Below are 24,563 nucleotides of genomic sequence, written 5' to 3'. Positions count from 1 at the left end.
GGCACCGGAGGCGGGCGCTGCCCGACCCAACGGGCATGCGAGCCCGGCGACCGACGGCGCCAGCCCCGCGACCGGGCCCGATGCGGGCGCCGGCGCCCCGCCGGCGACGGCACAGGCCTGGCGCACGCCGCCCACGCGCGCGTTCACCGCGACTCCCGACGACGATGCGCGGCGCGGCATCGAGGCGCCGATCCCCGACGACGTCGCCACCGCGCGGGCACAGTCGCGCAGCCCGCGCGCGCTCGCGGCCCCGTCGCCGGAATACCCGCAGGCCGACCGCTTCGTCGCCGCCCACGGCGGCAACTTCCGCGCCACCTCCGGTGCGCGCAGGATCGAGCGCATCGTCATCCACATCACCGATGGCGGCGCCAACATCAACGGCACCATCGGCTGGTTCCAGAACCCGCAGGCACGGGTCAGCGCGCACTACGTCATCGGCCAGGACGGCGAGGTCGTGCAGATGGTGCGCCACGACGACGTCGCCTGGCACGCCCGCTCGGCCAACGGCACCAGCATCGGCATCGAGCACGTCGCCAACACGCGGGGCCTGCGGCCGACCCCGGCGCAGATGTGCGCGTCCGCGGCCCTGGTCACCTGGCTGTGCGACCAGTACGGCATCCCCGCCGACCGCACCCATGTGCTCGGCCATGCCGAAGCGGACACCGCGACCACCCATACCGGCTGCCCGAACGCGGTCTGGGACTGGGACTACTACATGGACATGGTCACCACGCGCACCTGCCATGAGCCCGGCGCGACGTCCACCACGCAGGCGCTGCGCGGTGCGGGCGCCGTGGCGAGGGCGCAGGAGATCATCGCGCCGTTCTACGACCCGCGCGATCCGGCGACCGCGCTGCAATGCACGCGCGATGCGTTCAGCCAGGCGCGGGAGGAGTGGTTCTCCGGCGTGTCCGATACCCGGCAGTTCCCGCACTCGGCGATCTGCCAGCTGATCATGACCGCGCCCGACGGCCGCCAGTACCAGGGCACGGGCTTCTACATCGGCCGCAACCGCATCCTCACCTGCGCCCACAACCTGCATCGCAAGGCACGGGTGCGGATCATCCCCGGTCGCAATGGACGCGGGGCCAAGCCCTTCGGCGAAACCACGGTCAACGCTTCGTCCTGGCGCGTGGCGCCGCGTTACACCGGTCCGGGCAACTGGGACAACGACCTGGCGGTCATCGACAACGTGCCGATCGACGCGCCGCACGGCCAGTTCTTCCGCTTCCTCAACGCGAGTCCGTCGACCGAGCTGCCGGTCGTGGTCTGCGGCTACTCGGCCGGCTCCCGGAAGGTGCCGCAACTGGACGTGATCATCGACGGCGACAAGCAGCACCTGCACGGCGGCTACGTCAGCGAGGCGCCGACGCCCGACACCATCGACTATCCGATCCTCTCGCTGATGGGTGCGAGCGGTTCGCCGGTCTATACGGTGACCGGCTCCGGGCGCCAGCTCGAGGCACGCATCTGCGCCGTGCACGTGAGCGGCGAGCCGGTCGACCGCGGCCTCAACCGCGGCTGCTTCATCACCCCCTCGAAGATCGACTGGATAGAGGGCCGCGCGACCAGCTTCGCGCTCGACGCCGACGCCGACGTCGGCGAAGCCGCGCATGTCTCGCCAGACGGTGGCGATGCAGGGGATCCCGATGCGATCGGCATCACCGTGGACGAGCCGGTCGATGCCACCTCCCACGCCCAGTCCTGGGAGGCGCGCGCGCTGACCGGCGAGGCCCCCGACTATCCGGGGGCGAGCCGCTTCGCCGCCGCCCACGCTCGCAACTACACCCGCGGTCGCCGGCGCGATCGCGTGCTCGACCGCATCGTGATCCACATCACCGCGGGCGGGCCCAGCATCAACGGCACCATCGCCTGGTTCCAGAACGGCGATCGGGTCAACGAGCGCACCGGCAAGCCGATCCGCAGCAGCGCCCACTACGTCGTCGGCCGCGACGGCGAGGTGGTGCAGATGGTGCACGACGCCGACACCGCGCACCATGCATCGCAGGCCAACTCGCGCAGCATCGGCATCGAGCACAACGCCAACAAGCCCGGCCGCTCCAATCCGCGCGACCTGCCGCCGACCGACGCGCAGTACGAAGCCTCGGCGGGCCTGGTGGCCTGGCTGTGCCGGCAGCACGGCATCGCCCCCGACCGCGAGCACATCCGCGGCCACCACGAGATATCGCCGGCCGACAACCACGACTGCCCGAGCTCGATCTGGGACTGGGACCGCTACATGGAATGCGTCCGGCAGGCGGTCGCGGCGCTGCAGGCGCCCGCGGCGACGTCCCAGGGTGCGTATGCGACGGCGCAGGAGATCATCACCCCGTTCTACGACCCCGCCGATCCCTCGAGTGCGCTGGTCTGCCAGGCCGATGCCTTCAGCCAGGCGCGCGAGGAGTGGTTCGCCGGCGTCCCCAACACCACGATCTTCCCGCACTCGGCGATCTGCCTGCTGGAGATGAAGGATGCCTCCGGGCGCGTGCTCGGGCGCGGCACCGGGTTCTACATCGGTGACCGCCGCATCCTGACCTGCGGGCACAACCTGCACGATGCCGGCATCGCCAGCGTCGACGTGGTCCCGGGCAAGAACGGGCAGGGCGGTGGTGGCACCGAACCCTTCGGCCGCTTCAACGTGCGCCGGCGCCAGTGGCGCGTGCCCGCCAGTTACCGCGGCCGCAATGCCGCGTTCGATCTGGCGGTGATCGACAACGTGCCCAGTCCCGCGCCCAACGGCCGCTGGTTCGACGCCCTGGAGGAGCTGCGCCAGTCGCGGCCCGAGGGCGTGGTGGTCTGCGGCTATTCCTCGCGTTCGGACCGGGTGCCGGAACTGACCGCCGCGATCGACGGCTACAAGCAGCACCTGCATGCCGGCTACATCGCCGCGCTAGGCGCGGGCGATAGCACCTTCGACTATCCGATCATGACGCTCAAGCGCGCCAGCGGCTCGCCGGTGTACTACCTGAGCGACCGCGGCGGGGCGATGAAAGCCTACGTGGTGGGCGTGCACGTCAGCAGCGTCGCGGCCGCGCCCGACCTCAACCGCGGCTGTCGCCTCACCGACGCCAAGATCGCCTGGATCGAGGGTCGCAGCACCACGCTTGGCCTGGCCGAGCAGGAGGACGCGACGCGCGCGGAGGAGGGCGGGGCGCCGTCGGACTTCGACGTGCAGCTGGTCCCGCAGCCCGACAAGAACGCCTGCTGGGCCGCCGCGATGGCGATGCTGCTGTCCCATCGTGGCCGCGCGTCCTTCGCCCCGGGCGACCTGGCGGCGCAGGTTGGGGCGTCGTTGGCCAGCTCGTACGGGTGGGAGTTGCTGGAGGCGGTACGCGGGCGCTTCGGCTTCGAGGCGATCGCGCAACCCTCCAACACCAGCCTGTACCACGCGCCCCGGCAGTGGGCGCGCTGGCTCGCGGCCCACGGACCGCTGTGGGTGGTGATCGTCGGCGCCCCGCATGCCGTCGTGGTCGCCGGCATCCGTGGCGATCTCGACGATGCCGCCGCCAGCGAGGTCAAGGTGCTCAATCCCTGGGACACGCGCGTGGCCTTCGACGCCGATCCGGTCGCGTTCAACCCGCCCAACGCGGGCTACGAGGACTGGTTGTCGTTCGAGGACTTCGCGTCGGCCTTCGGCAACATGGCCGAGCCTGACTACGGCAACTGGCGGGTGCTCTACCTGCCGGACGGCGCGACGACCGCGACCGCGCAATCCCTGGGCCGCGGCGGGGCGATCCGCCTGGCGCCGGCGCCCGCGTCTCATGCCCTGTCGGAGGACGTTGCGCCCGATGCCGGGGCCGTCGACCGCGTCGAGGCGATCGAGCCCAGCCGGGTACCCGGCACGCGCATGACCCTGCGGCGTGGCAGCGCCGGCGCCAGCACCTGGGCGCTGGAGCAACTGGAGGGCATGAAGGCCCCGGCGACCCCGGCCGTCGCTGGCGAGGTCGAAGCGACCGACGTGCAGGTGGACCTCGCCGACTGGCCGGCGCTGGAAGGCGAAGCCGCGCCCTTGCCCCTGGCATTGCGCTTCCGCGCCGCTGGCGGGGCGGTGGGCGAGGTCCGCATCGTGCCCATCGCGAGCGCGGACGCGGGCGACGAAGGCCCGCGCCTGATCGTCTCCGAAACGCCGGAGGGCCTGGAGGACGTCGAAGCGCGCCTGCGACAGGCGCCGGCCGATGCCCTGGGCCTGGACCATGGCGTCGACGTGATGGCCCGGATCGAGCCGGGCGAGGACGTCGACGGCGTGGCCGCGCTGAAAGTCGGCATCGACTACCGCTTCGTCGGCCTGGAGGCCGGCAGCCCGCTCGCCCGCATCGAATTGCGACTGCTGGGCGATGGTCGCCACGAGCGGCATAACCAGTGGGTGGCGAAGGCCTGAGGATCGCGACGTGACCGAGCGCAATGGCAGCGGCAACCGCATCTTCCCGCCCCGTCCGGGCGTGGCGACGGCGCGCGCATTGGCCGGCCCGGCCACGCCGGCGGCCGCCGCGCCCGCGGCGAACACGCCGGCCGCGCCACGGCCGCAAGCGACCGAAACGATCGCCCGCCGCGCCGGTGCCATGGTCAACGAGATCGATTTCCCCGGCTTCGTCGCGCAGCTCGTCCATGGCACCTTCGACGCCATCGTCGATGCCTCGATCCGGCAGATGGAGAGCTACTCCAGCCTCGTCACCTCGGTGGCGAAGACGCTGGAGCAGTTCACCGAGGAGAACGTCACCCCCAACCAGGCGCGCGACTGGCTGGCCACCCGCTATCCCGGCGACGTGCAACTGCTGTTGCCCGACGGCGGCGAACGGTTGGAACCGCGACTGGTCCCGCGCAGCGACGACCTGGAACCGGCGTGGCTCGCCGACTTCGGCATCGAGGGCGAGGTCCTGAGCGCCGAGCTGCTGGAAGAACGCATCGTGCCCCAGGTGCGCCTGAAGGTCGGCGGCGAGCGGCAGCAACTGCTGGCGACGATGGTCATGCTCGGCATGAACCGCGTCGTCGTGCGCGACGGCAGCATCACCAGCAAGGTGATGTTCCGCGCCGCCGCGCAGGACGCGGCCAAGGTCGGTTATGCCGCCGGCACCGACCCGAAGGCGGTGGCCAACTGGGGCGAGCGCGGCAGCCTGAGCTACGAGGGCCAGAGCTCGACGATGGTGTCGACGGTCGCGGTCAACGCGCAGAACGAATCCAACGTGCGCGCCGACCTGTTCGGCGAGGTCAAGCTGAACTTCGTCAGCGAGACGCTCCCGCTCGACCGCATGGTCGAGCCCGCCAAGGCGGCCCTGGTGCAGCGACACTCGCCGGCGATGCGCCCGGCCGCGCCGCCGCAGGTGACGGCGCCCGCCGCCCCCGCCGCGCCCGAAGGCGCGCCGGCCGCCGGAGGGACCGGGTGATGCTGCGTGAACTGTCCCGGCTGCTGGAGGAACTCCACGAGGGGCTGCTCGCCGTCGAGGCGCGCGGCGGCGTGCAGCTGTCGGGGGTCGAGATGACGCTGCCGCTGGAGCTGCGTCCGGTGCTGCGCGATGGCGGTTGCGTGCTGCTCGCCGACGTGCCCCGCCGCCTCGGTAGCGACGACTGGACGGCCTCCCCGTCGCGCCTGTGCCTGGCCTGGCAACAGGCGGATGCGTCGGGCGAGGGCGTCCGGGTGGACGGGGGAGGGCGGCCATGAGCGCGCAGATGCCCCCGCTGCTGCGCGACAGCGGCATTCCGTTCGACCTGTTCATCCAGTCCCTGACCGAACAGCTGGACAAGGCGCAGGCAGCGATGGCGATCAAGGCCCGCGTCGGCAAGCTGCCGCTGACGTTCGCGGTGAAGGAGGTCTCGCTCGACCTGCGCGCCTTCGTGCAGATGATCGACGACGACGTCTTCCTGCGGCCCGCCGGCCCGGGCGAATCGGAGGCGAGCACGATCAAGCTCGCGCTGACCACGATCACCAGGCCGATGATCGAGGAGAACGCTGTCGACTACAAAGCCGAGGACCCGCGCTTCAGCCTGCGCGAAGCGCTGGGCGACAGCCTCAGCGAAGACGACCAGCGACGCCTGGAGCGCATCGGCGTGCGGACCGTCACCCAGCTCAACGAACTCAAGAAGACCGCCGGCGCCGACGTCATCGCGCGGCTGTCGAGGATGCCGGTCAACCGCCTGCAGCAGGCCCTGATGGGTGCCGCCGCGCCGAGAGTGACGCGCGTTGAGGCCGGCACCGCGGACGCGCGGGCGGGCCGGGTGCACATGAGCACGCCGACCCTGCGCGGCGGTCGCCTGCCGCTGGTGCGCGCCGCCGGCGAAGCCGTGCCGGTGGTCGAGTCGGAGGACGGCCGCATCGTGCTGGCGCCGCTGGCCGCCCAGATGGGCTGCGACGCCGAGGTCGACTTCGGCGAGGGCGAAGTCGCCCGCATCCGCCTCAGCGAAGGCCAGCTCGGCCAGTGGAGTGCGCCATGAACGCCCACGTCCCCGGCCGCCTGCTGCTGACCCTGCGCCTGGGCGAGATGCCCGAACACGTGCCGGGCCTGCGCGCGGTGTTCGGCTATGGCACGCAGAAGGCCGAATGCATCGACGGCGGCGTCATCGACCGCCTGCTGCGCCACCATGGCGGCGCCTTCCGCGCGACCCGGCTGCATAGCGCCAGGCGGCGGCGGGTGGAGCGTCCGGTGGCCGGTGCGCGCCGCTTCGACGACGTCGAACAGTTGTCCGGGGTGGCGCGGGTGTTGCGCATCGAGATCCGCGACCCGGCCGGCCTGCCGGCCCTGCTGCAGGCACTGGCCGAGGTGCCGGTGGTCGAACGCGTGGGCGCAGACCACCTCTGCCGCGGGCCATTCGCCGCCGATGGCGCTGTCGATGCCAGCGCGTCGCTCGCTGACCCGTCCTGGCCGCAAACGCTGATCCACCTGCCGCAGGCGCTGGCGTACGAGCCCGGCGATGCGGCGACCGTCGTCGGCCTGGCCGATACCGGCGTGGCGTTGGAGCACGAAGAGCTGAAGGCGCGGCTGCGCGCCGGCTTCGACAGCGTCGATCTCGATCCGGACGCGGTCGGCGGGCTCACGCTCGTCGGCGATTTCCGCCACCGCGGCGAGCAGCCGCAGGACGAGGTCGGCCACGGCACCGGATGCGCCGGCATCCTGTCCGCGCTCGGTCGCGGCATCGCCCGCGGCGGCGCGGGCGCCTGCGGCCTGACCCCGGTACGCGTGCTCGGCGCGGCGCTGGGTCCGGGCAACAAGCGCTTCGGCGTCGGCGCGCTGGACAACATCGATGCCGGCATGAAGCGCCTGATCGACCTCAACGTGAAAGTCATCAACATGAGCTTCGGCACGCCCGAGTCGGCGCTGTCGGCCGATGCACCGCTGCCGCACGAGGAAGTCATCCGGTATGCCCTGGCGCGCGGCGTGATCCTGGTCGCCGCCAGCGGCAATTCGGGCCTGGAGGAGCGCTTCTACCCGGCGGCCCACGACGGCGTGATCGCCGTGGGCGCGGTCGACCGCGCGATGGAGCCGGCGGCGTTCAGCACGCACGGCGACCACGTCGCGGTCTGCGCACCCGGGCGCGCCATCCCGACCTGCGGATTGCAGGGTTACCAGAGCGCCACCGGCACCAGTTTCGCCGCGCCGTTCGTCGCAGCCGCCTGTGCGCTGCTGGCATCGCGGGCGCAGCGACGCGCCTGGCCACTGGACAGCCACGAAGCCCGCGACCTGTTGGCGAGCAGTGCGCGACCGTTCGGGCGCGCCGGCGTGGGTGGCTGCGGGAAGGGCGTCCTCGACGCGCTGGCGGCGCTGCGCCTGCTCGACCGCCGGATCGACCGCGACATTGCGCTGGAATCGGACGACGCGCCCGATCCGCACCAGGCGGCCCTCTCCCCATTCCCACGCGGCTCCCCGGCCATGCCGGCCTGAGGACCGCCCCACGCGACCCCGGGTCGCGAACGCACCACCGCAATGCTGCCGAGGAGACCCCCATGGCGAGCCATCGAAGTTCCAGCCAGTCCCGCAAGCCAGTGGGCCCCGTGGCACCCGTTACCGGCGCCGAGCGGCATGCCGGCTTCCACCACTCCGTTCCCGATGAGAGAGAACAGTCATGAAACGTATCCTGCTGGTCGACCTGGGCGAGCGCGAGCTGAAGAAGCGCCAGGAGCTGCGTGCCCGCCAGCAATTCCTCGAGACCCTCGAGAAGACCGCCGACACCAGCGGCGGACTCAACAGCAAGCAACTGGACGAACTGGCGCGCATCCGCCGCCAGCTCGCCAGCGACGCGGTGATCGATCCGTTCTACCGGCTGGTGGCCGCCACCCACCAGCAGAAGGACTGGAGCGAACTGCGCCGCCAGAACGCGTTCGTCCATGAGTACGGCCTGATGGGCAGCCAGCGCATGCTGGGCAACCTGCTCGATCCGCTGGAGGCGAACGAACGTGAGATCGCATCCATCTGCGGCCTGTTGCAGGTCGAGGGCTACACCGATTCGGACCGCCCCGACTTCGTCGAACGGATCAGCCGGGCGCAGGGCGAGTACCGTCGCCACCGGGCGCTGTTTGATGCCGTGTATGCCCACCTGGGGCAGCGCTACGAGGTGAGCCTGAAGTCCCAGATCGACGCCGGCCTGGCCGATCCGGGCATCGTCGGCTGCGTCGAGCCCGGCGGCGATCCCCAAAGCCGCAACGAAGTGCTCGACCATGCGATAGCCAAGCGTGCGGCGATCACTGCCGCCCAGGGCGCCGTGGCGCGTGCCGGCGAGGCCGAGCGCGCGGCGCAGTCCGCCGCCGAGTCGGCGAAGGCGCTCGACCGGACCCGCAAGGAGCGGCAGACCGAGCTCGAAGCGCTCGAGGCGGCGCGCCCGCGCGATGCCAGGGCGGTCACCGCCGCCAAGCGCGCGTTGACGCTCGCGACCAAGGCCGCGGAGGCCGCCTCCGCGCAGGCCAAGATGGCAGCCGCTGAGGCGAAGGCCGCCGCAGAGGTCGCCAGGGACGCCCGGCAGGAAGCCAGCGACGCGGCGATCGCGGCGAGCATCCGCGCCACTCAGGCCGGCTTCGAGCCGGCCCCCGGCGAGACCATCTGCGCGCTGAGCAGCCGCAACGTCGCGGCTGCGGTCAGGCGCCTGGCCAACGAGAAGGTCAGCGCCAACGACGCCTGGCTGGCCAGCCGCATCCAGAACGCCTACGACATGGACACCGGCGTGGTATCGGGGGCGCCGCCGTCCTCGACCTCGATCGAGCTGCCCGACCTGGACGAAAGCACCGATGTCGAGATCGTCCGCGAGAACCTGCATGCGGTGCAGGCGATCTATTTCTCCTGGATGCTCGAGGAGATGCACCTGCCGCAGGTCGTCGAACGCATCGTCGAACTGTTCCGCGCCGGCCTGTTGCCGCTGGGACGGGGCAAGGCCGGCGACTACCTGTTCAACTACTACAAGCGGGCCGTCGACCGGATCACCGAGGGTGAGCGGCGCGACCTGTACATGCGCATGTTCGGCGCGCCCGGCGGCGACCCCAACGCCAACCAGCCCAACCGCGAGTTCAACGACCTGTGGCTGCGCTTCCTGTCGGCGGTCTCCTCGTTCTCGCGCCAGCTCACGGTCGACCGGCTGCTGCGCAGCAACATCCCGGTCGCGGTCTCGCAGGAACAGGTCCGCAAGGCCGGGCGCGACCTCGCGGCCAACCTGTCGTTGCACGGCTACGGCATCGCCTACTTCGCGGCGACCGAGCTGCAGTCGATGATCCGCGAGTACCTGGAGAAGCTCAACGACCCGGAGATCCGCACCGCGTTCGGCGCGCGCGACATCTGGCAGGTCGTCGACCAGGTCAACGCCAACTATCTCGGCGGCGCGCGCAACACGCATCGTTACCGCACCCAGGCCCACGCCGGCGCGGTGATCATCCGCTGGCTGGCCAACCACCACCAGCGCCTGGGCGGCCGTTTCGGCGAGGTGATCGACATGAACGCGTTGACCAACCGGCAGTTGCGCGGCAGCGACCGGCCCACGGTGGAGCCCAACGACTGGGACCTGGTGCAGGCCTGCGAGCAGTGGCTGGCGGTCGGCGGCGTCAACGACGACCACGTCGAGCAGTTCGCGCAGCCGGTCGAGTCGCCCGTGATCACCAGCAAGCCGATCGAGATGCCCGCGTTCGCGCGCGACGCGCTCGAGTCGCTGACCGGTGGCATCGGCGAAGGCCTCAATGGCGCGATGCCGCCGATGTGACGCCACGCCACCCCGCACCCACCGCCATGGAAACCACGCCATGAACATGCAACGAAGTGCCAGCGGCAAGCGGCCGATGGCGGCCCACGTCAAGCGTTCGCTGAGCACGGCGGCGCGGGCGCTGGGCACGCGCGATCCGCTGCCCTACCTGGACACGCTCATCGACCGCACCTTCAGCCTCCCCGAAGACGACGTGTCGTACACGCGCAACGCCCTCACCCCCGGCGCGGTGCCTTACGAGCCGTCGTTCTCCGAGGCCGAGCCCGACACGCTCCGCTTCACCATCGAGCCGCTGGGCCCCGATGCGTCGCCGGTCGCCCGGCGCGACGAAGCCACGCGCGAGATGCGCCGGCTCGTGTGCCCGGTCTTCGGTCGCGACGCGCTGCGCTGGTTCGACTCGCGCAGCGAGGAATGGCGCGGCTTCGGCGGGCTGGGCTGGATGAGCTATGGCGCCTGGTTCGGCAGTGCCTTCGACGAGGATGGGCTGTACGCCACCAAGATCTACTACGAGCTGCTGCCGACCCAGATCGACGCGCTGGCGCCGCCCCTGGCGCGGCTGACCCGCCAGGCCATGAACGAGATGCCCAGCCTGATGCCGATCTTCACTTCGATCGGTTGCAACCGCGAGGCCGGCAGCCAGCGCGTGACCTTCCTCCATCGCGGCCCGCTGGCCGTGTCCGCGCTGGGGCCGCTGATGAACCGGCTTGGGATCGGCCACCAGTTGCCGAGCCTGATGCGCATCGTCGGCGTGGCCCTGGGCGGCCGCTTCGAGCTGCCGCCGGGCGGGGTGTTGATCGGCATGCGCAACAAGCCCGAGGGCGTGGAGATGAAGCTGGAGATCCTGCTCGCGGCGATCCCCGACCTGCCCGGCCGCTTCCTCGACCTGCTCAAGCTGGGACTGGCCGAGAGGCCGCGGCAACTCGCGGCGCTGGCGCGCTGGCTGGAGGCCTTCGGCATGGAAGCCAACGAGCAGGGGCACTTCTCGGTGCTCAGCATCCGGGTGACGCCGCATTCGCCGGCCCGGATCAGCCTGTACGTGCGCCCGATCGAATTCGAAATGCGCGAACACATCGAGGAGGCGCGCGCCTTGCAGTAGCGATGCCTGCAGTCGCCGGGGCCGATGCGCGCCGGCGCCACCGATACCCGCCACGCCGAACCCTGGAGCCAAGGCCATGTCCGCCATCTTTCCCAAGACCGTTCCCGCGGCCCGGGCCGCCGCCGCACCGATGGCCAGCCGTGAGACCACCGACACCGTGCGCCGCAAGGTCCGGCAGATGCTGGAACAGGCCGACGCCTTCGGCGAGTTGCCGGCGGACAAGCGCGAGGCCCTGGCCAAGGGTCTGGTGCAGATCGGCAGCTACCTCGCCGAGCCCGATGGCATCCGCCTGGCGCCGCGACAGCAGAGCCCGCAGGTGCGTGCACTGGCGGGCGACGACGGCGAACCGTTGCCCAATGCCGACCAGCCCGAGTTCGGCACCGCGCTGAAGACCGGCGTGCAGCAGGCCGGTGCGCTGATGGACGCGGTGAACTTCACCGACTTCGTCACCGGCCTGATCGACGGCGTGTTCAATTCAATCGTCACCTCGTCGATCCAGCAGATGGAGGCCTACGCCAAGCTGGTCGCGGACGTCTCCAAGAGCCTCAACCAGTTCCGCGACGACAACACCACCCAGAACCAGGGCCGCGACCAGCTGGTCGAGCAGTTCCCGGACATCTTCCAGCTGCAGATGGGCGGCGGCGACTGGGGCGATTTCGGCGGCTTCGGCGACGAGCCGGCCAGCACCGAGCCGCGCGTGGTGGTGCGTCCCGACATCGACGAGCGTCGCGCGATCGAGCGCATCAACCAGTCGCTGCCGCTGGAGAAGCCGCTGACGCGGCTCGACGACGAACTGGTCGAGGCGCTGCTGGTGCCCGCGGCGCGGACCCAGATCGCCACCGGGCGCCAGCAGCTGCTGGCCACGCTGGTGATGCTGGGCATCAACCGCATCGTCGTCACCGACGGTCGCATCTCGGCCAAGGTCATGTACGACTTCCAGGCGCGCGACAACCTGAAGTACCGCTACAGCGCCACCAAGTTCGACCACGAGAAGGACGCCTTCGGCAATGTCGTCAAGACCCAGGGCCGGGAGGGCACCTACGAGCGCAGCAACGAGCAGGGCACCGCCGTGCGCGACAAGGACGGCAACGTGGTGCGGACCGGGTGGGGCGGCGGTCCCGCGCGCGAAGGCGGCAACTCCTATGCCAAGGGCGACTACAAGTACACCGAGAAGCCGATCATCAAGATGATGAGCACGTCGCAGCTGCAGAACGATGCCTCGCTGCAGGCGCGCGCCAGCCTGGCCGGCCAGGTCGAGGTCAACTTCAAGAGCGACTACCTGCCGCTGGAGAAGATGGCCAATCCCGAGGCGATCGCCGCGATCCAGATGAACGCGCAGCCGGGCATGGTCAAGACGATGGCCGGTCGACCGGCGCCCGCGCCGCCCGCCGCCGCCGGCGGCCAGGCGCCGGCCTCCACCGCGAACCCGACCCCCGCGCCGGCCCCGGCGTCGCCTTGAGCGGCGCGGTCCGGCCCCCCGACACGGAGCCCACGCCATGAGCGAACCCGTGCGAAGCGCCATCCGCGGCCCGGCAGGGCCTGGCCAGGCCTGGCTGGACGACGACACCCTGTCGGCCGTGCGGCCGCAGGTACGTCACCTGCTGGAGGCCTCGCCGGGCTTCCGGCAACTGCCGGTCGCCGAACAGCAGGAACTGGCGAGGAACATGGTGCGGGTGGCGTCGTACATGTCCAATCCCGACGGCCTGGCCAAGCAGGAACTGACGCCGGGTCGCGGCGTGCTGGCCAAGGACGACGCGCCCGACGCCGGACTGGCGCGCGCTCTCGCCGGCGAGGTCGACGCGGCCAAGCGCAAGGCCTCCGAGAAGGTGGGCACCTTCGCCGGCAGCGACTTCGAGGCCGGGTCGGTGGAGCAGGGCGCCGGCAACTTCCGCAAGTACATCGGCTCGGTCGACTTCCCGGCCTTCGTCGGCGGGCTGATCCAGAACGTCTTCCAGGCCATCGTCGATGCCTCCATCCAGCAGATGCGCGCCTACGGCGAACTGCTCAAGTCGGTCGCCCAGACGGTCGACCAGTTCGCGTCGGACAACATATCGATGAACAACGCGCGCGACTGGCTGGTCGATCGCTTTCCCGCGGACTTCCGCATCGACACCAGCGGCGGCGACGGCTTCGACGAGGCCGGCGGCCCGCGTCTGGCCCTGCTCGACGAGGACAAGGCGCAGGACGTGCTGCCGCGGGTCAGCCAGGAGATACAGATCGACAAGCCGTTGACCGACCTCAGCGACCCCGAGCAGGAAGGTCGCCTGGTGCAGGCCGCACGCATGCAGATGGCGCGCAGTCGACAGCAATTGTTGTCGTCGATGGTGATCCTGGGGATCAATCGCATCGTCATCACCGACGGCGCGATCAATGCCAAGGTCGTGTTCGACTTCCGTGCCTCCGACGAGGCCAAGCGCAGCGCCGCCGCCTCGCTGCACGACCGCGACACCAGTTACAACCGCAACACCACCGTCGCCGGCGCGCACTTCGGCTGGGGCGGTGCGGCGACCGCCAACACCAACGTGCAGACCCACATGACCACGGTGGCCTCGTCGGTGGACGAAGAGTCCGAGTCCAAGCAGGACATGAAGGCCAAGCTGACCGGCGAGGTGCGGGTGAACTTCAAGTCCGACTACTTCCCGATGGAAAAACTGGCGTCGCCGGCGATGATCGCCGCCATCCAGGGCAATTCCACGCCGATCGACCCCAACTACGTGCCCTCCACCCGCGCGGCCGCCGGCGGGGCCGCGGGCGCCTGAGGCGACTGGACGATGCGCCTGGCCACGCCACCGCCGGACGTCCCGCTGCCGCCCCGGCACCCGCACGACGGCCTGTTGCGGGCGTTGTCGCTGGCGCAGGCGGTGCTGGCGCGGGAGGTCGCGACCCTGGCGCGCGCGCAGTCGGCCGGCGACGTGCTGTGGGATGCGATCGACCTGCCCGCGGGCGCGCCGGGACCGCAGGATCGCAGCCGACTGGCGGCCGCCGCGCCCCTGTATTTCGCGAGCGAACTGGAGAACGCCGGGCTGCTGGCCACCGCCGAACAGGTGGCCGGCCTGTTCGCCAGCGGCGCCATCGTGCAGCCACTGGGTCCCGTGTCGCGCCAGCTCAACGACTTCTGGCGCGCACGCCGCGAGCGCCTGGACGCCGGCGAGCGCGAGGCGATCTTCGCGCGGGCGATCGAGCCGGCGGCGTTCGTGCCGCAGATGGGCGCGTTGTGCGAGGCGATCGTCGCCCAGGCCGACGGCAGCGACCTGCGCGAGCGCGTCGTGCTCGAGGCCGCGGCCGGCACCCTGGCCGCCTTCCTCGCGCAACGCGTCGACCCCATGGCGGCAATGGCCTCGCGCGAGATCGTGGAGACGATCAACCTGGCGCTGGGTTTCCTGCGCGACCGCATGTTGCAGTCCGCCTTCGGCGTGCAGTCGCTGTGGCAGCTGCTGGCGATCCACTCGCAGGGCCGCGGCGGCGATGCCTCGCGCGTGCAGCGCCATGTCGACCAGGGGCGCGCCGGGCAGACCGTCCTGCTGTGGCTCGCCGCGCATGCCTTCGAACCGGCGCCCCAGGTCGATCCCGCCGACCTGGAGCTGGTCGGCGCGGCGCAGCGCTGGCTGGCGGGCCGCGCCGTCGCACGGACCCTGCCGCAAGCCGCGCCCGGCGCGGTCGCGGCGCTGCCCGTGGCGGCCTGAGATGGCCGCCCTGGCCGCTGCTCAGGCCGTGCCCCGGGGCGCCCGACCGGCCCTTGGACCGGGCACGCCGGCGCCGTGGATCCGCGGCGCGGTGCGCGAGGTGCTGGAGCGTTCTCCGAACTATCGCCACCTGTCGGTGGACGAACGCCGCAGCCTGGCCCGCTCGATGGTGCAGGTGTCGGCGCTGGCGGCCGAGCTGATCGCCGAGGAAGACCGTGCCCAGCGCGAGATCGCGCCAGGCGCCGGGCGCGGCCGGCCACCGCTTGCGCGCGCGCAGTCGCAGCCCGGCTTCGCCGCCGCCGCCGACCGCGTCGCGGGCACCACCCAGGCGGTGCTCAACGCGGTGTCGTTCCCGCGTTTCGTGACCGACCTGATCAACGGCGTGTTCCGCGCGATGCTGGATTCGAGCACGCAGCAGATGCATCAGTACGTGCAACTGCTCAACGCCGTGTCGGCGTCGGCGGAAGGTTTCGAGCGCACGCAGTTCGGCCTGGCCCAGGTCCGCCAGTGGGTGGCCGACCATTTCCCCGATGCGATCGAGTACGAGACGCCCGATCCCGACTTCGACACCGATCCGGAGGACGCCGCCGACGTGCGCCTGCGCCTGCGCGACGGCGCCTCCATGCCGGACCAGGCGGCCATCCGCGCCACCCTGGGCATCGAGCCCGGCGAATCGGTGGATGCGTCCAATCCCGAGCAGCTGGTCCCGCTCGCTCGACGCCACCTCGCGCGCCAGCGGCAGCAGATGCTCGCGACCATGGTCATGATGGGCATGCACCGGATCGTCGTCGACAGTGGGCGCATCAACGCGGCCATGCGCTTCCACGTCGACACGCGCAGCGCGGCCAACGAAGACCGCGGCAGCCAGTTCAGCCTGCAGAACCGGGTGCGCGCGGCCGGCAGCTTCGGCGTCGGGCCCTGGGGCGCGAGCGCCGAGATCGAGAACAACATCGGCTACGTCTCCACCCAGCGCTCGCAGTCCACCGAGGAAATGAACACCGACCTGGAACTCAGTTCCTCGGTGGAACTGAACTTCCGCAGCGACTACCTGCCGCTCAACCGCATGGCGGCGCGCTCGCAGGCCGATCGCATCCGCGAGGCCTCGATCAACCCCGCCGCCGAAACCGATCCCGCGACCGTCCGTGCCGAGCGCCTGCAGGCGCAGCAGGAGGCCGAACGCGAGCGTCGCGGTGCGGTGGACAGCGCCATCGAGCGGGCGGGCACCGCCAGCCCGGCAGAACAGCCGCTGGAAGTGCCCGGCGGCGACCGCACCGCCCGGCGCGAAGAGGCCGCGGGTGGCTCGGAAGGCAGCGGCAGCGAGGGGGGCGGCTCGGAAGCGGGCGGCGCCAGCGAGGGCGCGGGCGGCGGCACGGAGGCGGGCGGCGACGTCGCTACGGGCGGCGGTTCGGAAGCGACCACGGGCGCGGGTTCGGACACGGCGACGACCGGCGGGGAGGGCGGTGGCTAGGCAAAACAGGCCAAAAAGGCAAATTGGGCCAATTTGGATAAAAAGCGTATAATGGCCCCGCCGCAACAGGAGCAGACCATGGCCGCGCTTCCCCGTTTCGAACCCCTGCAGGACCTGCCGCGCAAGCCCGCTTCGGACGTCAAGAAGCTCGGCTGGCGTGGGGTGATGAAGGCCGTCGGCCGCGACGGGGCGGTGGTGGTGACCCACCACAACGAACCCGAGGCGGTCATCCTCTCGATCGGCGACTACGAGGCCATCATGCAGGCCCTGCGCGAAGCCAACGCCCGCCAGGACGACGCCCTGGAGGCGTTGCGCCAGCGCTTCGACGAGCGCCTGTCCTCGCTGCAGGGCGCCGATGCCGGCAAGCGCCTGCGCGAGGTCATGCGCAAGCCCGCCCGACTCGACGGCAAGGTCAAGGCCGGGGCCACGCATTGACCGACAGGCCGGTCCTGTTCGTCCTGGCCGGCGTCAACGGCGCGGGCAAGAGCTCGGTGGGCGGCCACCTGCTGCGACAGGCGGGGATGGAATGGTTCAACCCCGACAGCTTCGCCCGCGAGCTGGTGGCCGGCAGTGGCTGCGATCCGGTCGAAGCCAACGCCATCGCCTGGCGCGAGGGCATGCGCCGCCTCGACCTGGCGCTGTCCACGGGCAGCGACCATGCGTTCGAGACGACCCTGGGCGGCCGCACCGTGCCCGCCGCGATCCAGGCCGCCGCGGGCACGCACGACGTGCTCATGTGGTTCTGCGGCCTGTCCTCGCCGGAGCTGCACTTTGCGCGGGTGAAAGCGCGCGTCGCCGCGGGTGGCCACGACATTCCAGAAGCGAAAATCCGTGAGCGCTATCCCGCGGCGCTGCGCAACCTCATCGCGCTGATGCCACGGATCGCGCACCTGCTGGTGTTCGACAACAGCGTCGAGGCTGCGCCGGGCGAAGCCATACCCGATCCGCTGAAAGTGGCCGAGATGAGGAGCGGGCGGCTGGTATGGCCGACCACGCTCAGGGCACTGCGCCAGACCCCGGACTGGGCCAAGCCCCTGCTGGAAGCCGCGATGGGCCCGTCGCCCGCGAACGTGGGCGGCGATCCCGCCCCGCGCGGCGGCAAACGCCGCGGCTAGGCCAGGCAGCCCCGGCATCGCGATCACCCGGGCGCTTCCATCGGCGCAACGCGCGGCAGATTATCGGCACGCCGTGTCGCCGCGGACGAACCGCCCCATGGCGCACACGTCGCAGTAGGACTGCATGCTAGTGTGAACAGGGCGCGCGCATCCGCTCTGCCGCCCCCATTGCCGCTCCTGCCGGGGGTGGATCCTCCAGCAGGAACCCATGTCCATGATTCGTCACTTGCGTTTTCTCGCCGCCTTCGCGCTTCTTGCAGCCTGCATCGATGTGCAGGCCCGACCGCCCCAGGGGCCCGACATCCTGACCGGCGACGTCACCCGCTTCTACGCCTTGTACGAGGCGACTGAAGGCAAGCCGACCGTCGAGCAGATCGAGCGCGAATACCTGGCCCAAGCCACGCCCAGCCTGCAGGAGTTCGCCCAGCTGCGCCGCGTCACCGCGCAGAGCATTGCCGACCGCATCGCCAAGGACCCCGCGATCTACGAGCAGGCGCGGGCCTGCATGGCGTTGCTTCCCAACGTGGAGAAGCGACTGACCGCGTCCTTCGCCACCTTCTCCGAGCTCTGTCCCGAGGCCCGGTTTCCGCCGGTGGCCATTGTCGTCGGGCGCGGCAAACCGGTGGGCACGGCGAACGAGAACGGCCTCTTCATCGGCCTGGAGGCGCTGTGCGCCGCGGACTTCATGAATCCCGATCCCGAGGACCGTTTCGTCCAGACCATCCTGCACGAATACGGCCACGTCCAGCAGCCCGGGGCCGATTTCGAGGAAGGCGATCCCAGCGTCACTGTACTCCGCGTTTCGCTGCTGGAAGGCGTGGCCGAGCTGATCTCGGAGCTGACCTCCGGCAGCGTCGGCAATCCCGGCCTGGCACGCTGGACCGTCGGCCGGGAAGCAGAGATCGAAACCGCGTTCCTGCGGGACATCGACAGCACCGACCTGTCGGAGTGGGCCTACAACTACCGGCCCGGCTCGGACGCGCCCTACGACATGGGCTACTGGGTCGGCTACCGCATCGCCAAGGCGTATTACCTGCAGGCGAACGACCGCAAGAAGGCGCTGAAGCAGCTCATCGAGCTGGAAGACCCGAAGGCGATCCTGGAAGCCAGCGGCTGGACACCGGGCATGACGATGCCCGATGACCGGGAAACGCCCACGCCGGCCGGATAGAAACCGGTCGAGGGGCCCGCCCGTACGCAGGCGATCGTGCAGGCTCCCGAACGTCCGTCTTGGCGCCCGGTCGCTCGATGTCCGGCGACGCAAAGGCGACGGATACGAAAAAGCCCCGGCAGGACCGGGGCTTTTTCATGCTGGATGTCTGGTGGGCGGAGGGCTACCAAACAACGAGGCCAATTACTTGATTCAATTCAATTTGTTGCGAGGCTTCCTGTTCAGATGCCCCCAAAGTTGCCCCCAGCGGGTGCCGACAGGGTGCTTCTGCTTTTTCAGTTTGGTGGATTGGGCCGGGTCGTTTCAAGTGGGACAACGCGAGCAATCTCGCTGAGCCGGGTTACGAGAACTTCCACCATCTGCCAGTGAAGGGCAAGCCATCTGCAAGTTGAAAAGCGAACTCGTCATCCAACTGCGAACGGCATACCCCGTCTCTGAAAGGGTCCTTTTCTATCGCTTAGCCGCTATTGCGGCAGCGATCTGCTGGTCTATGTCGCGGCCTTCTTCGTCCTTGTCGCGAGGCATTAGGTAGATGCCGTTCGGATACTTTCGCGCCCACAGTTCGCCCACCGCCCGCTTGGCGACATTCTTCGGGTGGTCGTAGCGGTCATCGCCCTTGTACTCGATAACGAAAATGCGCCCGTCCTTCAACTTCGCGATGAAGTCGGGATAGGTAGAGCCGGTCGCAGTCGGGAACCGGAACTGCGTCGGGTGGGCCAGGTTGCGCACCCACACCTCCACATCGGCGTTGCGCTCGATGGCCGTCGCGCAGCGGTATTCCTCGGCCAGTTCGCCGTCCTTACGCCGATACGGCAGGTCGCCTGGCACCTCGTAATAGTGCTTCGGCCACTCCATCGGTGCCGGACACGGCGACCGCATGGGATAGGCCAGGTTCGAGAACTTGAATACCACCGCCGGATCGACCACGACTTCCTCCAGGGCGAACAAGCGCTGGTGCGCCTGGTTGCCGCGCTTGGCCTTGGCCTCGTCCAGTAGCGTCAGCAGACGACGCGCGATGATGAATCGCCCGCGCACCAGTTGGCCCAGGCTGTATCCCTTGTGCTTCAACGGGGCGATGGCCTGCGCGATCCATTCGATCATCGCTTCGTGGCGAACATCGTTCTGGACGACCTTGCCTTCCAGCCATATCAGCAGGTCGGCTTCTTCCCAGTCGCCGGTCAGGCCCGACAGGTACTCGGCCTGCGGTTCCTGGACCATGTTCATCTTCACCGCCTTCTCGCCGATGTCGATTTCCCAGGTCTGCGTGCGCGTGTCGAAGGCCAGCGTATCCAGCGTGCCCGCCGCGTCCGCCGGATTCCAGAATCCATCCTCCACTAGTAGGTCGTTCTCGACCGGCACCACGCGGTCGCCGAACTTGATCGACAACTGCGGCACCTCGAACTTCACGCCCTTTTGCGCGGGCGTCTCGCGCAACTTGGCGCGCGTGTTGTGCTGTTCCAGCGAGGTGCGCACCTGCTCCTTGGCTTTGCCGGTGAACACTTTGGCGATGGCCTCGACGCTCTCCGGCTGGATCGCGCCCTTGACCTCCACTTCGAACTTGCCTTCTTCTTCGGCTGGCTTAATCGTGATGTTGCGCAGGTCGCCCGCCGGCACATTCGCCAAGTCCGGCTTCTTCGTTGCGGTGAACCGCACGGTTTCGATTTTGAGCGCCGGGTGCTCGCCGCCGTCGGGGATCAGCGCCGGCTGGACAGGCAGGTTCTGCGCGGCTTCCAGCCGCGAGAAACCCATGCTTTCCAGGTGGTCGGTGAACTCGACCGCCTTCGCGCCGAAGTAGGGCGACACGACATGCGCGTAAGCCTTGTTCAGCGCCGCCTGGTCGCGCGTGCGCGCGTAGGGCATGCGTAGTACACGGCCCAACAACTGCTCGATGGCGGTCGCGGATTTCGTTCCCGACACGGAGCACAGCACATAGGCGAACGAACAGTCCCAGCCTTCCTTCAACGCTTCCATCGTGATGATGACGCGCACCGGGCAGTCGGGCGCGAACAGGTCGATCCCGTCCAGTTCGCGCTGGTCTCCCGTGGCGATCTTCACCCAGTCCTTTTCGATCCGTTCGCCGTCTTCACTGGTCAAGTGCTCGTAGATGGTTTCGACCGTCGCCTCTCCGCCCTTGTGCTCCGCCTGGATCAGCAGGATCGGGCGAATGTAGTCGGCTTCCTTTTTCGCGATCTCTTCCAGTTCCTGCCGGCGTAGCAGCGCATGGCGCAGGGCCACGTCCCAACCGTCCAGGTGCTCTTCCAGTAGCACCGGCAACTTGATCATTTCCTCCGCGAACAACTGCGAGGCCGACACGCGCACCAGGACGTTGCTGGTGGCCATGTCCGGCGTGGCGGTCAGTTCGATGATTGCGCTGGGGGCCAGGCGTTCGTACACGACGCCGGACAGGTCGCTGGTCGCGTTGTGTGCCTCGTCGGTAATCACCAGCGGGCGGTGGAGCCGCAGCAGGTTGGCGAACGAAAAGCGCGGCCCCTTGCCGTCCTCCGTCTGTTCCAGGTCCGGCAGCGGCGCGTCCTTCGGCAGTGCGATGAAGTGGGGTTCAAGCGCTTCTTTGTGGGCGTAGAAATCGCGGATATCAATGTCGTGGACGCGCGCCGCCGCCATCGTGGCAACGACGATACAGGTGCGCGTGGCCAGTTCCTGCGGCGTCAGTTGTTCGATGTCGTCGCTGTCCAGCACCGACACCTGGCCACCGAATGCCGCATCGAGTTCGAGGCGGTAGGGGTGGCGGCGATTCTTGAAGGCGTCCAGGGTCTGTTGCTTGATCGTGCGGCTGGGCACCAGCCACACCACCAGCGGGCGGTCGCGTTCCAGCCAGTTGTCCGCCGCGCAGCGGATGAAATGCGCGCCCATCAGGGTCTTGCCGCCGCCGGTGGGAATGCGTATGGCCACATACGGCACGCCGCGCAGGCTCGGCAAGTCCGCGCCGTCCTTGTCGCGCAGGTTGCGGTAGTCCGGCACCAGCATGGTCTTGGCGTCCGGGTGCGCGTGCGCGGCGAACGCTTCGGCAATGCCGTCCGTGCGCGCAGCGCGCAGGAAGTCGGCCAGCCGCGCGAGGGATTTTTCCTGGTAGTCCTTCAAGTCCATTGGATCACCTCGCCCGGATGTCGTTGGGGGTCTTCTTGAACTTGATCCCCAGCGAGCGCAGGCGGTCGTTGGTCATGTTCGTGCCTTCGCCGTAGATCACCATCGGGCCATCATGCTTCGGCAGGCCCGCCAGTACCTTCATGGTCAGCATGTTGCCGCCCGCAAGCGTCTTGTCGCCCAGGATTCCGTTGTAGAGCAGGTAGTACGCGGTGCCGTTGTGGACGCCCAGCAGAGGCGACTTCATGGCGCGCGTGCTACGCGCGGTGCCGGTCTCCGCGAACCAGATATGCGCGGCCAGGTGCTCGAACTTGATGTCGGGATTGATCCGGCCCTGGTCGTCGAACACCTTTGGGCCGAGTTGGTAGAAACGAAACCCGCCGCCGCCTTGCCAGCCGACCGCCTCGGAAATGCCGCCTTGTTCCCCGTCAACAACAGCCCTCAATCGCGGCTGGGCTAAGTCCTTGGCGTGCTCTCCTACTTCTACGCCAATCCATCGGCGCCCCATCTTGTGGGCCACCGCACCTGTCGTTCCCGAACCAATGAAACTGTCAAGGATCAAATCACCGGGCTTACTTGAAATCCGGAGTATCCGTTCAATAAGCCTTTCAGGCTTAGGCGTCTCGAAAAAATCGCCCTCAACGAAAGCGCGAACCTCCTTATTGGCTTCGCGTGTCGTCCCTACATCTTGGGCAAACCACAGAGTTTCAGGAACGCGTCCATCTTGATCTGCGAGATAGATCTTCCGGATTATCCGCGTCTCGTCTGCGGAGAAAATAATCTTTCCTTCTTCCCGCTCGCGTTCGTATGTTTCCTTGCTAAACCGCCAGCCCTTCGGCGGGTGCTTGATAATGTTTCCGCCGGGTGCCTTGATGTCGTACATCAGGTTTCGGCGAACGAGTGAGTTGCGAACGTCGCCAGACCGCCAAGGGCCTCTTGGGTCGTTGTCGGGGTTCGAGTAGTTGACGTTATGTTCGTCCGTGCGTGGCAAATCCAAGAGTTCAAAAGTGTCTGACTTTCGATAGCCGAGCACATGGTTATGATGAACAGATAGTTTCCCGCTATACCCCTTCGACTGGACGCTATGGTTCCAAACGATGTTGCCTAGAAAGTTTTTACGGCCGAACACTTCGTCGCACATCACCTTGAAATAATGCGCTTCGTTATCGTCCAGCGTGATCCAGATGGAACCGTCCTCACTCAAAAGTTCGCGCAGCAGCACCATGCGCGGATACATCATAGAAAGCCACTGCGCGTGTTCCAGGTTGTCGTCGTAATGCTCGAACGCGCTTTTCGTGTTGTAGGGCGGGTCAATGAAAATACATTTCACCTGCCCGGCGTAGTAGGGCAACAATGCCTTCAAGGCTTCCAGGTTGTCGCCCTGGATCAGCATGTTCGGCGCGTCTTCGTCGCCGTGGGATAGGGATTGGATCGGTTGGAGCAGGCGGTACGGCGTCTTCGCCGTCGCCTTCAAGTCGTCATTGCGGTTGTGCCACTCCAGCCACGGCATTCGGTTTCCCCAAGCGAAAGGCGGGCTAGCCACCGCCCGCAGAACATAAAGACAGCGCAATTCGCTGCGCCGTCGTCGCACCCGATGATACCCGCCAATGGGGGGTTAGACCCACCCCTGAGCGGCAGACTGGCGCGGACAGCCGTGACGATGCACCCACGCCGATGCTGGGTCGGATCGCTGTTTCGCTGCCAGGCGACCTGGTCCTCTAGCAGGGGCGGGCTCAACCCTGAAGTGCAATGCGTTCGTAGTTGAAGAATACCTCGGCCGGCGTCAGGAATTGCAGCCGTTTGCGGGGACGGTCGTTTAGCTGATCCTCGGCGTGTTGCAACTGCTCGGCGGTGATCGCGCTGAAGTCCGCGGTGCGTGGGAAATACTGGCGAACCAGGCCATTGTGATTCTCGTTGCGAGCGCGCTGCCAGGGCGCGTGCGGATCGGCGAAATACATTGCCGCCTTCAGCTCGCGCTCGATCCCCGTATCCTCGGCAAACTCGCTGCCGCGATCACTGGTCAGGGTATGCACGTGGCGGCGCAACGGCCACAGGCGCGAGCCGATGACGTGGGCGACCTCGTCGGCTTTTCCGTTGGGGCGCCAGCCCAACCGGATGAAGCCGCTGAGTCGCTCGTTCATGGTTACGATCACGCCACCGCCGCGGGCTGGACGGATCGTGTCCAGCTCCCAATCGCCCAACCGGCTCAGGGCGGCCACCTCGAGCGGGCGCTCATGGATCGACTTGCGGTCGGTGAAGCGCTGCGGCCGACCACGCCCATAGCCGCGTCGGCGCTTGGGCAGGCGCAGCTGGTGACGCAGGCCACGCCGATGGATATGGCGGTAGATCGTCGTCCGGCTGATGCGACCGTGGCCCAGCAAAGCGCTGCGCCCGCGGATCTGCTCAGGGCTCCAGCGCTCGGCCAGCCCTTCATCGATCAAGGCCAGGGTGGCGGCGGGTAACTGCGGACGCGAGCTGGCCACGTGCCGGCGGCGCTTGGCGTGCCCGTGGGCTACCGAACCGACGTATGTTGCACCCGCGCGGTTGCGGCGCAACTCGCGGCCGACGGTGCTGGGATGGCGGCCAATCGCTTCAGCGATGGCCTTGTGCGAATGCCCTGCGCGATACAGCGCCGCAATCTGGTAGCGTTGCTCCAGGGTCAGGTGTCCATAGCTCATGTGCAACTCCACTTGCCGGTGAAGCGGCGCAGGCTACGGCACCTGGCCCGCTTCAGTTCAAGGAAATTGCACTTCGCGGGTTA

17 protein-coding genes are annotated in these 24,563 nt (G+C 68.8%); 14 read left to right on the top strand and 3 right to left on the bottom strand.

What is annotated here, in order from left to right:
• The 14 genes from H4F98_RS08460 to H4F98_RS08395 form a co-directional block, all read left to right on the top strand.
• On the top strand, positions 1-4,378 hold a 4,378-nt coding region (locus H4F98_RS08460; RefSeq protein WP_182686696.1), incomplete at its 5' end, for an N-acetylmuramoyl-L-alanine amidase.
• A 10-nt stretch (positions 4,379-4,388) separates the two neighbouring features.
• Positions 4,389-5,381: a hypothetical protein gene (locus H4F98_RS08455; RefSeq protein ID WP_182686694.1), complete on the top strand. Its 993-nt coding sequence runs from the start codon at positions 4,389-4,391 to the stop codon at positions 5,379-5,381.
• Positions 5,381-5,656, top strand: coding sequence for a hypothetical protein (locus H4F98_RS08450; protein WP_182686692.1), 276 nt, complete (start codon positions 5,381-5,383; stop codon positions 5,654-5,656). The genes H4F98_RS08455 and H4F98_RS08450 overlap by 1 nt, the downstream gene beginning before the upstream one ends.
• Entirely contained in the window at positions 5,653-6,426 is a 774-nt protein-coding gene (locus H4F98_RS08445; protein WP_182686690.1) for a hypothetical protein, read from the top strand. Before H4F98_RS08450 ends, H4F98_RS08445 begins: the two co-directional genes overlap by 4 nt.
• Positions 6,423-7,871, top strand: coding sequence for a S8 family peptidase (locus H4F98_RS08440; RefSeq protein ID WP_182686687.1), 1,449 nt, complete (start codon positions 6,423-6,425; stop codon positions 7,869-7,871). Before H4F98_RS08445 ends, H4F98_RS08440 begins: the two co-directional genes overlap by 4 nt.
• Before the next feature lie 181 nt (positions 7,872-8,052).
• Positions 8,053-10,167, top strand: coding sequence for a hypothetical protein (locus H4F98_RS08435; protein WP_182686685.1), 2,115 nt, complete (start codon positions 8,053-8,055; stop codon positions 10,165-10,167).
• Between the two features lie 40 nt (positions 10,168-10,207).
• Entirely contained in the window at positions 10,208-11,263 is a 1,056-nt protein-coding gene (locus tag H4F98_RS08430; RefSeq protein WP_246373006.1) for a hypothetical protein, read from the top strand.
• 76 nt (positions 11,264-11,339) lie between these two features.
• A complete protein-coding gene (locus tag H4F98_RS08425) occupies positions 11,340-12,722 on the top strand; it encodes a hypothetical protein (protein WP_182686683.1) in 1,383 nt (460 codons plus the stop codon).
• Between the two features lie 37 nt (positions 12,723-12,759).
• Complete coding sequence (locus tag H4F98_RS08420) at positions 12,760-14,022, top strand: hypothetical protein (RefSeq protein ID WP_182686681.1); 1,263 nt, start codon at positions 12,760-12,762, stop codon at positions 14,020-14,022.
• A 12-nt stretch (positions 14,023-14,034) separates the two neighbouring features.
• Entirely contained in the window at positions 14,035-14,946 is a 912-nt protein-coding gene (locus tag H4F98_RS08415) for a hypothetical protein (protein ID WP_182686679.1), read from the top strand.
• A gap of 1 nt (position 14,947) precedes the next feature.
• A complete protein-coding gene (locus H4F98_RS08410; RefSeq protein WP_182686677.1) occupies positions 14,948-16,414 on the top strand; it encodes a hypothetical protein in 1,467 nt (488 codons plus the stop codon).
• A gap of 78 nt (positions 16,415-16,492) precedes the next feature.
• Positions 16,493-16,849 (top strand): type II toxin-antitoxin system prevent-host-death family antitoxin, encoded by a 357-nt coding sequence (locus tag H4F98_RS08405; RefSeq protein WP_182686675.1) that lies wholly within the window; start codon positions 16,493-16,495, stop codon positions 16,847-16,849.
• Positions 16,846-17,529 carry an ATPase gene (locus tag H4F98_RS08400; RefSeq protein WP_182686673.1) on the top strand — a complete coding sequence of 228 codons (684 nt, stop codon included), beginning with the start codon at positions 16,846-16,848 and terminating at the stop codon, positions 17,527-17,529. Before H4F98_RS08405 ends, H4F98_RS08400 begins: the two co-directional genes overlap by 4 nt.
• Before the next feature lie 208 nt (positions 17,530-17,737).
• Entirely contained in the window at positions 17,738-18,700 is a 963-nt protein-coding gene (locus H4F98_RS08395; protein ID WP_425487584.1) for a DUF2268 domain-containing putative Zn-dependent protease, read from the top strand.
• Positions 18,701-19,150: 450 nt separating this feature from the next.
• On the opposite strand, the gene H4F98_RS08390 is transcribed toward H4F98_RS08395, so the two are convergent.
• From H4F98_RS08390 to H4F98_RS08380, 3 genes are all read right to left on the bottom strand, one after another.
• Entirely contained in the window at positions 19,151-21,805 is a 2,655-nt protein-coding gene (locus H4F98_RS08390; protein WP_182686671.1) for a DEAD/DEAH box helicase, read from the bottom strand.
• Between the two features lie 4 nt (positions 21,806-21,809).
• Entirely contained in the window at positions 21,810-23,312 is a 1,503-nt protein-coding gene (locus tag H4F98_RS08385; protein ID WP_182686669.1) for a site-specific DNA-methyltransferase, read from the bottom strand.
• A 223-nt stretch (positions 23,313-23,535) separates the two neighbouring features.
• Positions 23,536-24,480 carry an IS30 family transposase gene (locus tag H4F98_RS08380; protein ID WP_182686667.1) on the bottom strand — a complete coding sequence of 315 codons (945 nt, stop codon included), beginning with the start codon at positions 24,478-24,480 and terminating at the stop codon, positions 23,536-23,538.
• Between the last annotated feature and the right edge of the window lie 83 nt (positions 24,481-24,563).

Origin of the sequence: Marilutibacter spongiae (assembly GCF_014145325.1) — a bacterium.
Classification (GTDB): domain Bacteria; phylum Pseudomonadota; class Gammaproteobacteria; order Xanthomonadales; family Xanthomonadaceae; genus Marilutibacter; species Marilutibacter spongiae.
The sequence above is the reverse complement of the archived record's forward strand: the minus strand, read 5'-3'. Positions and strand labels throughout refer to the sequence as shown.

Bases quoted from the DNA above. Each gene is read 5' to 3' on its own strand.
- H4F98_RS08450 (WP_182686692.1), top strand. From the start codon at position 5,381: ATGCTGCGTGAACTGTCCCGGCTGCTGGAGGAACTCCACGAGGGGCTG.
- H4F98_RS08445 (WP_182686690.1), top strand. From the start codon at position 5,653: ATGAGCGCGCAGATGCCCCCGCTGCTGCGCGACAGCGGCATTCCGTTC.
- H4F98_RS08440 (WP_182686687.1), top strand. From the start codon at position 6,423: ATGAACGCCCACGTCCCCGGCCGCCTGCTGCTGACCCTGCGCCTGGGC.
- H4F98_RS08435 (WP_182686685.1), top strand. From the start codon at position 8,053: ATGAAACGTATCCTGCTGGTCGACCTGGGCGAGCGCGAGCTGAAGAAG.
- H4F98_RS08430 (WP_246373006.1), top strand. From the start codon at position 10,208: ATGAACATGCAACGAAGTGCCAGCGGCAAGCGGCCGATGGCGGCCCAC.
- H4F98_RS08425 (WP_182686683.1), top strand. From the start codon at position 11,340: ATGTCCGCCATCTTTCCCAAGACCGTTCCCGCGGCCCGGGCCGCCGCC.
- H4F98_RS08420 (WP_182686681.1), top strand. From the start codon at position 12,760: ATGAGCGAACCCGTGCGAAGCGCCATCCGCGGCCCGGCAGGGCCTGGC.
- H4F98_RS08415 (WP_182686679.1), top strand. From the start codon at position 14,035: ATGCGCCTGGCCACGCCACCGCCGGACGTCCCGCTGCCGCCCCGGCAC.
- H4F98_RS08410 (WP_182686677.1), top strand. From the start codon at position 14,948: ATGGCCGCCCTGGCCGCTGCTCAGGCCGTGCCCCGGGGCGCCCGACCG.
- H4F98_RS08405 (WP_182686675.1), top strand. From the start codon at position 16,493: ATGGCCGCGCTTCCCCGTTTCGAACCCCTGCAGGACCTGCCGCGCAAG.
- H4F98_RS08395 (WP_425487584.1), top strand. From the start codon at position 17,738: ATGTCCATGATTCGTCACTTGCGTTTTCTCGCCGCCTTCGCGCTTCTT.
- H4F98_RS08390 (WP_182686671.1), bottom strand. From the start codon at position 21,805: ATGGACTTGAAGGACTACCAGGAAAAATCCCTCGCGCGGCTGGCCGAC.
- H4F98_RS08385 (WP_182686669.1), bottom strand. From the start codon at position 23,312: ATGCCGTGGCTGGAGTGGCACAACCGCAATGACGACTTGAAGGCGACG.
- H4F98_RS08380 (WP_182686667.1), bottom strand. From the start codon at position 24,480: ATGAGCTATGGACACCTGACCCTGGAGCAACGCTACCAGATTGCGGCG.